This window comes from Microvirga aerophila, assembly GCF_003332305.1.
Classification (GTDB): Bacteria; Pseudomonadota; Alphaproteobacteria; order Rhizobiales; family Beijerinckiaceae; genus Microvirga; species Microvirga aerophila.
In genome coordinates, this window is record NZ_QOIO01000054.1 from 24,651 (window position 1) to 38,404 (window position 13,754).

19 protein-coding genes are annotated in these 13,754 nt (G+C 58.0%); 10 read left to right on the forward strand and 9 right to left on the reverse strand.

From position 1 onward, the window contains the following. Positions 1 to 53 precede the first annotated feature (53 nt). Positions 54 to 482: a hypothetical protein gene (locus DRB19_RS23270; protein ID WP_114188408.1), complete on the reverse strand. Its 429-nt coding sequence runs from the start codon at positions 480 to 482 to the stop codon at positions 54 to 56. 212 nt (positions 483 to 694) lie between these two features. Between DRB19_RS23270 and DRB19_RS23275 the strand changes: the two genes are divergently transcribed. From DRB19_RS23275 to DRB19_RS23295, 4 genes are all read left to right on the forward strand, one after another. Further along, a complete protein-coding gene (locus DRB19_RS23275; protein ID WP_210207516.1) occupies positions 695 to 1,102 on the forward strand; it encodes a helix-turn-helix domain-containing protein in 408 nt (135 codons plus the stop codon). A 634-nt stretch (positions 1,103 to 1,736) separates the two neighbouring features. Beyond that, on the forward strand, positions 1,737 to 1,994 hold the full coding sequence (locus DRB19_RS23280) for a hypothetical protein (RefSeq protein ID WP_114188410.1): 258 nt from the start codon (positions 1,737 to 1,739) through the stop codon (positions 1,992 to 1,994). After that, positions 1,994 to 3,334, forward strand: a complete 1,341-nt coding sequence (locus DRB19_RS23285) for a tyrosine-type recombinase/integrase (RefSeq protein ID WP_114188411.1) — start codon at positions 1,994 to 1,996, stop codon at positions 3,332 to 3,334. The genes DRB19_RS23280 and DRB19_RS23285 overlap by 1 nt, the downstream gene beginning before the upstream one ends. 757 nt (positions 3,335 to 4,091) lie before the next feature. Further along, positions 4,092 to 4,466 (forward strand): NUDIX domain-containing protein, encoded by a 375-nt coding sequence (locus DRB19_RS23295; RefSeq protein ID WP_114188413.1) that lies wholly within the window; start codon positions 4,092 to 4,094, stop codon positions 4,464 to 4,466. A 358-nt stretch (positions 4,467 to 4,824) separates the two neighbouring features. Here DRB19_RS23295 and DRB19_RS23300 read toward each other — a convergent pair whose 3' ends face one another. The 3 genes from DRB19_RS23300 to DRB19_RS23310 all read right to left on the reverse strand — a co-directional run bounded on the left by DRB19_RS23300 (position 4,825) and on the right by DRB19_RS23310 (position 7,241). Beyond that, positions 4,825 to 5,139: a hypothetical protein gene (locus DRB19_RS23300; RefSeq protein ID WP_114188414.1), complete on the reverse strand. Its 315-nt coding sequence runs from the start codon at positions 5,137 to 5,139 to the stop codon at positions 4,825 to 4,827. A 258-nt stretch (positions 5,140 to 5,397) separates the two neighbouring features. Beyond that, positions 5,398 to 6,603, reverse strand: a complete 1,206-nt coding sequence (locus DRB19_RS23305; RefSeq protein WP_114188415.1) for an aminotransferase class I/II-fold pyridoxal phosphate-dependent enzyme — start codon at positions 6,601 to 6,603, stop codon at positions 5,398 to 5,400. 152 nt (positions 6,604 to 6,755) lie between these two features. Then, positions 6,756 to 7,241 (reverse strand): GNAT family N-acetyltransferase, encoded by a 486-nt coding sequence (locus tag DRB19_RS23310; protein WP_245439760.1) that lies wholly within the window; start codon positions 7,239 to 7,241, stop codon positions 6,756 to 6,758. A 351-nt stretch (positions 7,242 to 7,592) separates the two neighbouring features. Here DRB19_RS23310 and DRB19_RS23315 point away from each other — a divergent pair, with 351 nt between their 5' ends. Next, entirely contained in the window at positions 7,593 to 7,985 is a 393-nt protein-coding gene (locus tag DRB19_RS23315) for a response regulator (protein WP_114188417.1), read from the forward strand. A 155-nt stretch (positions 7,986 to 8,140) separates the two neighbouring features. On the opposite strand, the gene DRB19_RS23320 is transcribed toward DRB19_RS23315, so the two are convergent. From DRB19_RS23320 to DRB19_RS23340, 5 genes are all read right to left on the reverse strand, one after another. Further along, complete coding sequence (locus DRB19_RS23320) at positions 8,141 to 8,524, reverse strand: PRC-barrel domain-containing protein (RefSeq protein ID WP_114188418.1); 384 nt, start codon at positions 8,522 to 8,524, stop codon at positions 8,141 to 8,143. Positions 8,525 to 8,665: 141 nt separating this feature from the next. Beyond that, positions 8,666 to 8,881: a hypothetical protein gene (locus tag DRB19_RS23325; protein ID WP_114188419.1), complete on the reverse strand. Its 216-nt coding sequence runs from the start codon at positions 8,879 to 8,881 to the stop codon at positions 8,666 to 8,668. A gap of 206 nt (positions 8,882 to 9,087) precedes the next feature. Then, positions 9,088 to 10,242, reverse strand: a complete 1,155-nt coding sequence (locus DRB19_RS23330; protein WP_114188420.1) for a sensor histidine kinase — start codon at positions 10,240 to 10,242, stop codon at positions 9,088 to 9,090. Between the two features lie 84 nt (positions 10,243 to 10,326). Then, positions 10,327 to 10,704 carry a response regulator gene (locus DRB19_RS23335; RefSeq protein ID WP_114188421.1) on the reverse strand — a complete coding sequence of 126 codons (378 nt, stop codon included), beginning with the start codon at positions 10,702 to 10,704 and terminating at the stop codon, positions 10,327 to 10,329. 82 nt (positions 10,705 to 10,786) lie between these two features. Continuing rightward, positions 10,787 to 11,329, reverse strand: a complete 543-nt coding sequence (locus tag DRB19_RS23340; RefSeq protein WP_174800031.1) for a sigma-70 family RNA polymerase sigma factor — start codon at positions 11,327 to 11,329, stop codon at positions 10,787 to 10,789. Between the two features lie 431 nt (positions 11,330 to 11,760). Here DRB19_RS23340 and DRB19_RS30185 point away from each other — a divergent pair, with 431 nt between their 5' ends. The 5 genes from DRB19_RS30185 to DRB19_RS30190 all read left to right on the forward strand — a co-directional run bounded on the left by DRB19_RS30185 (position 11,761) and on the right by DRB19_RS30190 (position 13,397). Next, positions 11,761 to 11,931, forward strand: coding sequence for a hypothetical protein (locus DRB19_RS30185; protein WP_162815823.1), 171 nt, complete (start codon positions 11,761 to 11,763; stop codon positions 11,929 to 11,931). Between the two features lie 109 nt (positions 11,932 to 12,040). Continuing rightward, positions 12,041 to 12,331 (forward strand): hypothetical protein, encoded by a 291-nt coding sequence (locus tag DRB19_RS23350; RefSeq protein ID WP_147023367.1) that lies wholly within the window; start codon positions 12,041 to 12,043, stop codon positions 12,329 to 12,331. Positions 12,332 to 12,474: 143 nt separating this feature from the next. Then, complete coding sequence (locus DRB19_RS23355; RefSeq protein ID WP_114188424.1) at positions 12,475 to 12,717, forward strand: DUF6894 family protein; 243 nt, start codon at positions 12,475 to 12,477, stop codon at positions 12,715 to 12,717. Between the two features lie 60 nt (positions 12,718 to 12,777). After that, on the forward strand, positions 12,778 to 13,134 hold the full coding sequence (locus DRB19_RS23360; protein ID WP_114188425.1) for a response regulator: 357 nt from the start codon (positions 12,778 to 12,780) through the stop codon (positions 13,132 to 13,134). Beyond that, positions 13,134 to 13,397 (forward strand): hypothetical protein, encoded by a 264-nt coding sequence (locus tag DRB19_RS30190; protein WP_147023368.1) that lies wholly within the window; start codon positions 13,134 to 13,136, stop codon positions 13,395 to 13,397. The genes DRB19_RS23360 and DRB19_RS30190 overlap by 1 nt, the downstream gene beginning before the upstream one ends. Positions 13,398 to 13,754: the final 357 nt, after the last annotated feature.

Below are 13,754 nucleotides of genomic sequence, written 5' to 3' on the forward strand. Positions count from 1 at the left end.
CGTAGATTCAAACTAAGGATCGGTAACCACGCGGTGGGTAAGGACGTTCTTGTTTATGCCTTGCTGGCGGTAAGGTAAGGAAGACGACGCTTAATTTTGGTCACGGCATCGTCGTGGCCCGTTGCTTCGATTCTATCGAAATGAGAACCGCCATTCTCGTCGTAGAAGAGGATGCCATGCGCTGCATCGTGATGCTTCACGAGGGCATGGGCGTAGCCTGATGCGGTGTACGAATCCCCTGCTTTGATGGCATTCACGCAGTACCTTGAGAGCAGTGTGTGCAGCAAGAACGTGATGCTGATGTCGGCTAAGGGTAGCGACGGCTCTTCTTGCAACTGCTCTGCCGCCTCGCGTGCCTGCCGCATCGCGGTCGGCAACCAAACCCGCATATCATCATCAAAGTCGAGGTCGAGCATATTCTGGTACGGCCTATCATTACCGGACCACTGAATGGAAACACCAAAGACGCCGTGAAATGGCATGTTTTACCTCAAAAAGTTAACTAATTGTCGATATCCTCGCTGGTTCATTCCAGCGAGTGAACGTGGCCTTCATAATGAGGCGTGGTGCAGGATGTTAAGCCGTTCGGTGCATTATAGATCGATAATCGGTGCGCTAGATCGGTGTTTATGGTGCAGAAGTGGGAGGAGCGCGAGTGATAGAGTTACCTGGACAGTTCCAGAGATGGCGGGAATTGCACAATCTGACGCAAAGCCAAGCGGCTGAGCGGCTGGGCGTCAGCAAGCGCAGTATCGCGACATATGAGAGCACCGGTCCGATACCGAAGACGGTTGCACTTGCCTGCGAGGCGATCACAAATGAGGCCCAAGAGGTCTTCGAAAAGCTCCTGAAAACTCAACATCCGAAACTCGGGGAGAATGTGCTCGTTCTGCCGTTTACGATCCACCGAGCGGCTCCGTATGCGGAGGTGGTCGGGATTAACTTAACGCCAGAGGTGCAGGAGTGGGCGCACGAAAACGATATCACAACACGATTCTCGATGCGAACGGTAATAACACCGGAGATGCGGCGGCGAGAAATTGCTGTCATGACCTTCGACAGCACTGAGCAGGCCGTCTACTTCAAGCTTCGGTGGTGCTGAGGAGCCTTCCTTCTCCTATAAGGGAAGCCCTGTCATTCTCACCACACTTTATATTGTCGAGCAGGAGAGACGGGTTACCCTGTCAAGGCCAGTAACTGTGCTTGATGGTCAACGACGGTCTGCCAGCCGACATTGAGAACATTGTGATCCCGTCAATTCAGCCACCCCGCCTAGGAATGAGTCGAGCCGCTGTTGTCAATCGATACATAACAGCTTGCCGACGTTGGCAACGTGGAGCATCTGCGCCAGCTTATATTCGCTGTTTGGAGGGAACACAGGCAGAGCGACTGTTCATCGGTTAGTGTGAAACAGCAAATTTTGGCGATACCCTCTTTCAGTCGGTGTCGATGCCCCTGAGATGATCGCATGGTGCATAGCTCAGGCCCAACATCAATTGGGATGCCTTTTCACCTGACGGCGCATCGCCACCACTGACCCAGAATTCGCTACGATTGGTCCCCATCAGAAAAATATTGCGGTCTCGAATCGCAGTTCGCTACCGTTCTAATCGTACCCGGCGATGACCACCAATTTTCGAGGGCGTTGTCGGCATCTACTAGGGTTGGCCGGTTCTGTGCTGGGCTATCCCTGCAACACTACTTTTTTGAACAAACTGTTTTTCAGGTATTAATTTATGACGATCAGCAAGAAGGCCATTCAATTGCCAACGGGTATTCCTCCGATTGGTGTCTCAGAATCTGAAGCTGCCAAAGCTTGGGGGATTTCTCCGAGTGCATTCATCAAGCTTGACTCGAAGCTCAAACCTCGGGCGCGGCGTCTCGGCGAGCGTAAAGTCTATTCGTGGATCGAGCTTCAAGACGAGTTTATGAAGCTGCCCCTGTGGGATGACGACGAGGAGACAGACACCAAGGATGAGTGGAGCGTCAACTAATGTTCACGGTAGCAAAATCTTTGAATGCTGGCTCGGTCCGGAAAGGCCCTAAGGCAACCGCGAGCGGGTGGCCATACGTTTACAATCTGCCAAATCGCCATGGCCGAACCCGTTGGTATTTCTGGTTTGGACAGAAGGGACAACGCCAGTATCGTGTCATGGACGATGCCATTCATGGAAGGGAATTCCAGGCTGCTTATGCTCGCTTCTTGGCAGGCTTACACCCATATCCTGATCAGGAGATCGTCGAGAAAGCTGAGGCCAAGACGGCTATGGCGGGGCAGCCCGTTGCCGCAGAGCCCAAGATGCCACTCACCGAATTCTTGCATGGTTCATGGGGCTGGCTTTGCCTCGAACACATGAAGACGGACGCGTTCAAGAAGCAGACAAACGGGCGTGCAATCGAGGGCCAGCTTCGCTGGACTTGGAACCAACCGGTCAAGAGCACAAATCCAGAAGGTCGTAAGTACGGCGAGATGCCGGTAGAGCGCTTCGACACCGAGGTAATCCAGACCCTTGTGGATCGAAAGGTCAGAACAGCGGAAATCGAGGAGTCGAATGCTCGGACAGGTAGGCTGAAGAAGGTATCCAAGACAACTGGCGGTCCTCAGAAGAACAACCTGATCAAATGGATCAGAAGTGTCCTCAAGCTCGCTATCAAGAAGAAGCTCGTGAAGGTCAACTATGCTCTTTTCGTTGAGAAGGAGGAGGTTAAGGGCAGCGGTTACAAGATGTGGACGGACGAGATGTGGGATCGCATGGTTGCTCATTACCCGCTCTGCACAAAGCAACGCCTGACATTCGACCTTGCTGGCTATACGGCGCAACGCCGAGGCGACGTTTACTTGCTGGGGTGGGATCAGTTCATCTCATCTGAAGAGGGGCTTCCGCACGGATCGTTGCGAGTGGAGCAGGAGAAGGGCGATGACGGCGAGCCCTATGTCGCCCATATTCCAATCTTGGATGAACTTCACGGGAGCTTGGAAGCGGCGAAGGTCGCGGGAATCCTTGGCTCGAAGTTCTTCATTCGGCAGGACCATAAGGACGAGCCTTACGTGAAGGAGAGCTTTGGCAACAGTGTTCGTAAATGGCTCAACGCGGCAGGAATCCCGAATGGGTATAGCCTGCACGGACTGCGGAAGCTGTGCGTGTGCCGTCTGATTGAGCGTGGTTGCGATCCGCATGATGTGATGGCGGTCACTGGTCATCAGACCCTCAAAGAGATCGACCGCTACGCCAAAGCTTACTTTCGCGAGAAGAAGAAGATCGATGTCTATGCGAAGTGGAGGGCTGGTGCAGCCAAGGCTGGAGCTAACACAGCCGTCCCGAAGGTCGCTTGAGCCGACTTGTTCATCCCTGATTCAAAGCCGCCTTTGGACGGCTTTTTCATTGCTGTGAGAGAGAACGATCCTCGAACCTTGGAGGCTTAGGAGAGAGAACGGAAAGTGCCTGCTTTTAAGCACCCCAAATTAAGCACCCTGCCTTTTCAGCCCCTCTAGGGAGCTAAATTACTCAACTTAAACAACAATTTCGGCGAATGGTGCCCAGGAGAGGGCGTTAATGATCGAGTCTTTCCAAGCAGTTAGGTAAACCTGGGGGATGGCTTTCGGCTCGTATTTCCCCGCCCAGTTCCGTGCCCACTCCCCCAGCTTTTCTGGAGCTACGGTCACTCGCGACCTGATTGCTCGACAGGTTTGAGGACACCTACTTCTTATGGAACCATGCCCGGGATGTTCTTTTTTTGTTCGCATAATGACGTGGGGCAGCTATGGTCGAGCGGCTGTCAAGTTTCCCATGGGTAATCGTCCGCGTTGATTGTCCCCTCTGCCCTCAGCGGAAGGGACAATATCGGCTGGCGCGACTTGCAGCGGAGTATGGAGCCGATATCCAGCTTTGCGATCTGCTTGACAGGATCGCCCTCGATTGCCCGAGGAGGCCGCTCCCATGGGAACGGCTTCCGAATGGGTTTGATTCAGGGTCCAAGGCCCGGTTCACGGACCTAGAGGGTACCTATTCCCCTCCCCCGGACCTCCCACCGATGATGCGGAAGCTCACCGTCATCCAGGGTGGCAAAACGTAAGACTGAGGGTGATTGGAATGATCCGCTACAAGAACACACCTATGGTTGTTGTCGTGCTGGTGCCCCTCCGGAATGGTCTGCTGATGATTCGTCGCGCCCTTCCAGGTGGGTACCAGATGCTCGGTCAGACATGGCAGGAGGCCGGTGCGCGGGAGGTGATGGAGGAAACCGGCGTCGTTGTTATTCCTGAAGCCCTGCGGATCGTGACGGTCGAGACCACACCGGATCGGCGGCTCAATTTGATCTTCTGTCAAAGTCCTCCTGTCGAGCACCAGAGCACTTTTGTCCACGATGCTGAGGTCTCGGAGGTACTGGTCGTTCATGAGCCCGTGGAGACCGCGTTCCCACTGCACACTCAAAGGGTGCGGGAGTTCTTCGAACGGGAAGCATAGAGATCGTTCATGCCTTCTCTGGAAGGTTCACGCTCGTTGGCGGGCGATGCGCATTTCCCGTGCCAGAAGCAACTAAAATGGGCAGCCGAAGCTGCCCATTGATCTTGCCCATCGTTCGGGCACGAACTATTTATTGCAGTGCAGCACAACGATTGGCGTCGTGGTGCTGCTGCCCTTCTTGGGCGTTTCCTCCCTAAACTTCGGGCCGCTCGCAAGGGCGGCCTTTTTTCTTGGGTGTTCCGCCTTAGCAATCCCGGTGGGCCGTGCGCAAGTCATGTACCCACATTGATCAAGCAGTTGCGACGAAAGTCTACGGTGTCCCGGTGCAGCGGTCGGTGCCCTTGAAGCACTGATCGGGTCAACTAAGAGCGTCCTGCTCACGCACCCGCTGGTTATCTTTGTCAAACTTGCGCCAGCCGCACTGCCCCTTGCTGGTAGCACTCACCTGCTGGAAGCTGCTGTAATGGGCCACCAAGTGCCCGGACGAGTCATACTCGTCGTGCTCCCAATTCTCTGTTAGCACCGAACCACCCTGGCTGCGGGATCGAACCAAGACAAGATGATGGGTGACTGGTATCTGGAAGATTGCTTCGAAGTTATGCTCTTCACTCAACGATAAGCTTAGTTCGTCTGAGCGTAGCTGCGCCGGATAAGCTTCAGTTTCTGGCTTCATGCTCAGTAGGATGCCTTTTTTGCTGCATCGCAGCAAGAGATATCATTTTTAGTCGAGTGTTTCAGAAACAAAGAAGCCCCTTCAGTCGCCGTGGTTCGAGCGACGGGTACGGGCTCCTCCAGCCACTGGACATTCCCAACATCATCAAGTGGGCTTTAGCTGGGCTTAAGCCCGAGTGAATAGAAATAGGATCGCCCGCACCTGTAGCTCGCGAACATCTGTGCACATCCACGCCCCCTCCTCCCCTGATGATAGTGGTCAAGCAGCAGGTTGCCGCGCATCGCAAATTGCTTGAGCCACTTCCGCAAAGACGGGAAGGCTGCGCTCGATCATTGGCTCAGATGCGGTGAGAGAAATGCGGAAGTGATCTGGAACCCCCATGACACTGCCCGGCATCACGAATACATCACGACCCGCCAGGGCATCCCAGAACCGGCCCCCGTCACCACCAGGACACTTGCAGAACAGGTAGAACGTTCCCTCCGGTCGCAGCACCTCATAGCCAGCCCGCTCCAGAGCCTCCGTCATCCAGGCTCGCTTGGCCGAGAGCGCGTGCATGTCGATGCTGAGCCCCTCCAGGTCAGGCAAGGCGTACTGCATCACCGCATTGGGAAAGCACCATCCCAATGCCATTTGGGCGGCGAACAGACTGCTCTGGAGGGCCTGCTTGTCCGAACTCGGCATCAGCGGTGACAGAGCCAAGTAGCCCAGCCGCTGGCCTGGAGCGAGCAGCACTTTGCCATAGCTGTAGGCCACCACAGTCCAGGGATAGACTGCTGCTGGGCTGGTGAAGTCGTGATTGTCAAAGCGAATGCGGCGGTAGGGCTCATCGGAGAGCAGGAAGATACGCCGCCCGATCCGCTCAGAGGCCCGGTTCAACAGGTCCGCTAAGTCCGTAAGCTGGTCACGGCTGTAGATGCGGCCAGTCGGGTTATGAGGCGTGTTGATGATGACGAGGCGTGTTCTCGGGGAGATTGCCGCCTCGATGGCGGATAGGTCAAGGTCAAACCGGTCACCCCGCAGTCTCACCGTCCTGGGCACCGCGTCTGCTGCCAGCAACATGGGCTCGTAGCAAAACCATGCCGGGAGGGAGAAGATCGCTTCCTCACCCGGATCGAGCAGCAGGCGAAACGCGACAGCAATGGCAGCCATGGCACCATTGGTCAGTGCAATGTCGGCAGGCTCGAAGGACAGCGACAGTTCCTGGCTCAAGCGCTCAGCCATGAATGTCTGCGGCTCGGGCTCGCTCGCCCTGTAGGCGAACCAGTCCTTGTTGTGAGGCACGGCGTAATGCCGGATCGCCTCCACCAGCCCCGGCAAGGGCATCTCGTGCGGATTTCCAAAGGTGAAGTCGCAGATATCAGGATCACCGCGCCTGTCCGCATAGCGGGAGTAGAAGTAGAACTGCCGGATGGGCTCGAAGCTGTATGCCGCAGCCCGCACCCGGTTCGAGGTGATCGACATCGCATCTCTCCTGACTCTGGTCTGCTTTGGCTCCTGCCCCAGTGACGAACGCGCTTCCGTCGAAGGATAGTGTCGAGTTCGGACGGATCGACCTACACACCGCCAACCATCCCTCCCCAAGACTGGCCGAGACGGCGCAAGGTGAACCGTCCTCAGCGAGGACGACGGAGCATGGGGGTGATCGGTGGTGACGTTCCCACCTGGATCGTCCCCATCACCTCGAAGCCATGCTGTTGATACAGCGGGATGTTCTCAGGGTTGGAGGATTCCAGATAGGCAGGAGTTCCTTCCGCGTCACAGGCCCTAAGGGCATGGGTCAGCAGGGCTGAGCCAAAGCCTTTCCGTTGCTGGGCCGGATCGACCCCGATCCACGGCAGATACCAGTGCGGCTCGTGAGGATGATAGCTCCCCATCTGCTCGAATATTCCGCTCAGGTCGCCCTGAACCTTGTCCGAGAGGCCGTCGTGAAGGAGAGCGATCAGAGCGTCCTCGTCGGGCTGCACACCCGGTGGCAGCCATAGCGCAGTGGCCTGAACATCACCAATGAAGTGGGCTGTGCCGCATGCAAAGGCTCTGCCGCCCAAGGCTCTGACAAAATCAGGAAAGTGCCTCAGGTAGCTGTCGGGAGCGGGGTACATCCAGCGATTGGCAGGGTCGGTGCTGAAGGCGAGAACAAGAGCGGCTACCAGCCGAGATTGATCCCTGATTTGTGCCGTTTGAACGTGGAGGTCTGCCCCTGTCGTATCAAGGTTCAAACCAGATGATCTCAGCCTGTTGAGCAAGCTGGTCTGAGTATTGTGCCGAGATGGACTGTCAGGGGTGTTCGGTTGGGCTATTGACATCAGTCCCTCCGTCGAGATCAAACCCGGAAAGATCAACGAAGCTAGGGTAGCAAACAGACGATGGCGGTTGCGTGTGGAAGGACACGTCTCCCTTGTCCTGGATGGCTGACCTTGACGGGACTATAATACAGTCTTGAGGGTAGAGTGATGAGCGCGCGTGGTTCTGACACAGCCGCGACCGTCCTGCTGATGGAGAGCGCGCCTGAGGTTCGCACAGGCATGGCTGCTGTCCTGAACGGGGCAGGGTTCAACGTCATCGAGACGCAGAGCCCACACGAGGCGTGGAGCACCCTTGAAGCGCGCTCTGATGTGCGGGTTCTGCTGGCTGATCTCGATGTGCCCGATGCCACAGACGGCCTGGAGCTTGCCCACAAGGTGCACGACCGCTGGCCCTCCCTCGGACTGGTGATCATATCCTATTACATCCGGCACCTTCGCCCTTCCGACGTTCCTGGTGACGGGTGCTTCCTTCCGCGTCCTCTTCCAGAGGAGACCCTGTTGCAGGAAGTGGCCATGGCAGCGGATCGGATGGCGGCCTGACGGTTGCCTTTGCCGCGATGGGCTGATCCTTGAAGCCTGTGCCAGAGCTTACCACCCGAGCCTTGGTAACCTGCAATTTGTACGGACCGACTGCCTCGTGCATCGGCCATGCTCGACTGGATGGACTCACCCACTGAATGGGTTTTTCCCCTACGTCACCAGCCCCAATATGGCGGCACCTTCCAGTGATCGTGAAGGTCCTGCTCACGCCGCCGATCCCACCACACTCTCTCATCCCCGGAGATCATTGGAGCACCGGTTAGCTGCTCCTGGGTGATGTCGGTGCGATAGCCGCCAAGCTGGGTGTCGTACGTGAGCTTCTCCCACGGGATCGTATGGGTGTGAGCCCCAATCCCAAGGAAGCCGCCAAAGCTCATTTCGGCGTAGACCACCCGTCCGCTCACCTTCTCAATGACGAGATGATGGATCGTGCCGATGCGCTTGCTCTGCCGGTCATAGACGGGCGTGCCCTCAACCCGATTGCTTTCGATGAGAGGATGGGAGGGGATTGTGTCTGGAGTTTCTGCTGCTTGGGTCATGACAAACCCTCCTGCGCAGATAGAAGGACTGTGAATCCAAGGTGATCAGGGTCCAATAAGTTCCATGCGCACACTTACTGCTCCGCAAAAGCGGACGACAGGTAAAGCGCTGTCTCGTCTATGTCCAACCGGGCTGTTTAATTAATGCACGGGATGCAGGTTGCGGAACATCAAAGCAAAAGTTTCGCTTTGGTGAAGCTCGGCCAACTGCTGCACGAGGGGTTCGCGCTCGCGCCGATGCCGCGCCTCCAGCAGATCGAGCAGACGCTCTCGCGCGGCCTCAGGGCCACTCCAGCCCTTGAGGCCCTCACGGTCGCTGTCATAGCGAGCTTCGATGTCGGACAGGGCGGCCAGCATAGTTCGTATCTCTGGGCTAAGGCCGCTGCGGTCAATCTCAACCCGTGCCTCGGGTTCGACTGGTAGGACGCGTAACATGATAAGCCTCCCACGTTCCTGTTCTTAGGATCATGTTACACCAAGCGTGACATTGGGAAAAGCGGCTGCCCTACGCCAACCCCTTCGCCGGATCAGATTGGCCGAAAGCAAAAGGCTTAGCTCGCCCTCTAATGCGGCGGCACGTGGCGGTGCTCGATCAGAGGAGCACTGATCTCGAACCGAAGCCCTGCGGTGTCGAACTCCAAATGAACCTGCGCATCGCATTGGGCTGGGAGCACGCGCTGAAGAAGCACCAGACCGAAGCCGTTGTGGCTCGGCTCCCCGACTGGTGGACCATTGTGCTCCACCCAGGTGAGATGGAGCCGCCGCTTCCCGTCAGCAGTTACCACCTCCCACGCGACAGACACGCAGCCCTTGCGTATGGACAATGCGCCATAGCGAGCTGCATTGGCCGTCAGTTCATGAAGAGCCATGCTGAGGGGAACCGCCAGATCAGCCGACAGGTCCAGTGGAGGTCCCTCCAGCTTGAAGCGCTGCCGCCGCCGCTCTGCAAACGGCTGAAGTTCGTTCATCAGCATCTCTTGCAGGGGGACGGTTTGCCAGTAATCCTCCGTCAGCAGAGCATGAGTCTTGGCCAAGGCAGCAATGCGGGCCGAGAACGAGCGGTTGAACTCCTTGATGCTGCTGGCGGACCGCGCCGTGGCTCCGACAAGCGCCTGCACAGTCGCCAGAGTGTTGCGCACCCGATGATGCAGCTCCCGCACCAGTAGCGCTTGACGCCGCTCGGTGCAGCGGCTGGTGGCGAGGACCTCATCGCGCTCTGCCACCGCGCGGCGTAGCTCAAGCTGCGCCATCACCTGCTCGGCCAGGGTGGTCAGAGCAAAGGCTTGCTCGGCGCTGAGGTCGCGGGGAACACAGTCGAGAACACAGATCGTGCCCAAAGGCAGACCGCCTGGGCTGGTCAGGAGCGCCCCGGCATAAAAGCGCAGGTGCGGCTCGCCCATGACCAGCGGATTGCCGTTGAAGCGCACGTCCTGGGTGGTGTCGCGGACCAAGAGCAGTCCCGGCTGGAGAATAGCGTGGGCGCAGATGGAAACGTCGAGCGGCGTCTCGCGCCAGCCCAGACCCACTTCAGCCTTGAACCACTGCCTGCGGTCGTCGATCAGGGTGATCAGCGCCATGGGGGTCTGACACACCATTGCTGCCAAGCGCACCAGATTGTCAAACACTGGTTCAGTGGGCGTGTCCAGGATGCGATAGCTGCGCAGCGCCGCAAGCCGATCACTCTCCTGCCACGGGGGAAGCACTTGTTCGTTCAACACCAGGAGCTACTCACCACATCACAGCAAGCAGAACGGGCGACATGGGCGAGAGTTCATGCAAGCAAGGTGTTTTGCCAGAAAGGTTTAGCTCTCGCTGACGAGAAGCTCCTGGCAGGCTTGCACAAGAGCAGAGGGCGGGACCGGCTTCTCGATCCAGGTGATGCGGTGAAACGCAGCGAGAAGCTCCTGGTCTGGCCCATAGCCTGAATAGATCAGGAATGGCACCGCTCGATTGCCGAGTTCCTGCGCGATCTCGCGACAGGGACCATCCCTCAGTGCCGCATCCAGAATGGCCGTATCAGGTGTAGCGGTCTGAAGCCATTCAAGCGCCGCCGAGCACGTCGTGAATGGCCCTGCGACCCGAAAGCCCGCGTCCTGCAAATCATCCTGAAGGTTGATCCCGATCAGAACCTCGTCTTCCAGAATAAGGACCAGTGGTGCGTCATTGCCGTGACTGTTCATCTGACAAGACTTCAGCCATTCGACTTGAACCCTGCCTTAACAACCAAGCGTGACTGTTCATGCAGGCTGCGGGAAACAGTTGTCATCCTGCTGCTAGGGCTGCCTTCATCACGCTTTCTGGGCCGATCTCGGCTTCGCTCTCCAAGCTCAACAACCTTGTCAGCCGGAAACGGGCACGGTGCACGCGGCTCTTGATCGTGCCAACCGCAACCCTGCACACCACAGCCGCCTCCTCATAGGACATCCCCTGCGCCGCCACCAGCAGCAGCGCTTCCCGTTGTTCCACCGGAAGCCTTTTCAGCGCTCTGCGGCAATCCTCGTAATCAAGGTGAGCCTGCTGATCCGGCTGTGTCTTGAGCCGAGCCGCAAAGGACCCATCCGCATCTTCCACCTCCCGTTTGCGCTTGCGGTACTCGGAGTGGAACAGGTTGCGCAGGATGGTGAAGAGCCACGCATTGAGGTTTGTGCCGCGTTCGAACCTGTCGATGTTGGCCCAGGCCCGCACGAGGGTATCCTGCACCAGATCGTCGGCACGGTCAGGGTTGTTGGTCAGGGCGATGGCAAACGCCCGCAGGTGAGGGACCGCCGCAAGAAGTTCAGCCCGCAGCGGCTCCTCAACGGCCATGCTGCGTGCCCTCCAGGTGAGCCTCGATCTCCCGCACCAACCTTGCCAATTGCGGTGAGAGCGGCTGCTGGAGCAACACGGCATACATGGCCTGCAAGGCTGCCCCCAATCCCGTCCTGCGTCTCAGCCTGGATGTCGCTCCAGAGGCTGTCGTTGCGCCACACATGAGGGATGATGATAAGCTTGCCCAGCGGCCAGTTGTCCTTCACAGCGTCGGCCATCGGGCGATCCCTGCAATCCACTCACTTCGGGAGCTTGACGGTAACCGCAGAGGGTGAAGGGCGTTCCGGCCTTGAGACGATTTTCTAGCCTATGTTAACGGCTCAGGTGAAACCAGGGCGATGGCAGCCGGTTGTGGTCCATAGTACCTGAAGCTCCTTCGGTCACCGTATCAGAGGCAAACTGAGCCAGTTCTGCCTGAGGATTACTGCATGACCACAATCCCTCCCACCCCCCACCATGTCGGCGCGAAACTCACCGGAGTGGTCGGACACGATCTCCCGACCCTCTACCGTGAGGTCCTCCACCTTCCTGTCCCGGACCACCTTGCTGCTGTGATCGAACGGCTTGAGGCGTATGGAAGGGGCGGACGGAGCCGGTAGCACCCTCTCCCCACCGCTTCCCTGCTGACTTATGCGGGCACGGCCCAGCGCAGGTGGTGGTGCAGTCCGTAGGATACACTCCCTGACCCACTGATGACGGAGGTCTGAGATGCCCCCTGGAATGCTCGCTCGTCAAGTTGCGTCCATGGCCAATCGGATTTTCCTATCCGAGAACGATCTCCATGATGAGCTTCAGACCACGCTCGCAGCCTTGGCCGCCATCGAGTACCGCCACGAGATGGAGCGGGAGCAGCTGGCGCAGAGGCTTGGCTCGCAGGCGGTCGTCCAACGCCTGTGGGAAGAGCGCGAGAGGCGCTACCAAGCCGAGCGCGAGCCTTACCTGCGCAAGCTCGAACGGCTTCAGCAACAGATCAGATGGCACATGACCTCGGGCTTGTAAGGTGCGCCAGCCGCGCGCAGGCGAATGTACCGATACCAGAGGATGGGAGGATCAGATGCTCACCCCAGTCACGGACGATCCCAAACAGGAACCCCAGCGGAGCGGCTGCTTCAGCGGCCTGTTTGCCCCACGTCGGTGGAATCATGCCCCGCTACTACTTCCACGTTCAGGATGGCACCGGTCTCGATAAAGACCATATCGGCACAGACCTCCGCGATCCCGATGAAGTCCACATCGAGGCTCTGAAAGTCGCTCGTGAGCTTTGTGCTCTGTGGGACGACCTCCCACCGGGAGACTTGGACAAGATGGCCATCGAAGTGGTTGATGCCAGCGGCGAGACAATTCTGGTCGTACCCTTCTCAGAGGTAGCAGAAGCAGGGTCCTGAACGCCGTAAGAATAATCGCGGGACCAACGTCAGAGCCTGCGCAGCAGAAAGGCTGGATCGATGACCCACACTATCCTCGTTGCCACAAGCAAGTCCGATCTCGGTTCCTGCCTCTCATCGTCCATCCAGGACCTGGGGTGGGCGGTCGTGGGTCCATGCCGCAGCAATGCGCAGGCGCTGGACTGCCTTGACGCCGAGGCGGTTGATGCAGCCATCCTCGACATCCTGCTGGAGGATGGATCAGCCTTCCAACTGGCAGCCGCCTTGCACCGCGCTGCCACTCCCTTGGTGTTCTTCGCCACCTTTGATCCGCATCGAAAGCTCATCCACGCCGAATTCCCCGACAGGCCAGGAGCCTGCCGGGCGGCACAACTTGTGGACCTTCTCCGTGCTTTTGGGCGAGCCGATTCAGTCTGATGGCAGCCACAGCCGTTGCTGTGCATTCAGCAATTTCGAACGTCAACCACGGCCATGACGGCACAGGGAGTGCCCATGCGGGCTTTAGCCTGAGTGAGCTTGATCCGCTGTATCGCACGGCGGACGAGGCTGGTCCGGACACCATCGCGATGCTGGAGATTCACGTTGTAGAGGATGTCCAAAGCGTTGTCGGCTCTGAGGCGATGACGATGCTTCTTAACGGCTTGCGGTGCCATCCCGCTCGATGTTTCCCGAAATCCTGACGTGGCTCGCTATTCTAGAGCAACCACCTTGCGGCCCCTGACAGAAAGAACCGGATCAGCGCACCGGAAGGCAAGGACCATTGAGCCAAAGATGATGCTGTTCGGTCGATCATAAAGATCAGGGGGCTTTCCCGTGTAGGCGTGCCCGCCCCTAGAAATCTCCCTGTCACATGACTCCGATAAATGACTGGTCTGTACCCGTCATGCCCCAGAGGCCACCGTGGCATGCCTCTTGCATGGCAGAGGGCCAGGATCAAACCCGAGCGACCATTGGCAGCAAGGCCCTGCTGAATGTCGCTCCTGCTGCCGATGGAGGTCTGACATGCAACGCAACATCCCTCTACAGCCCGTTGCCTT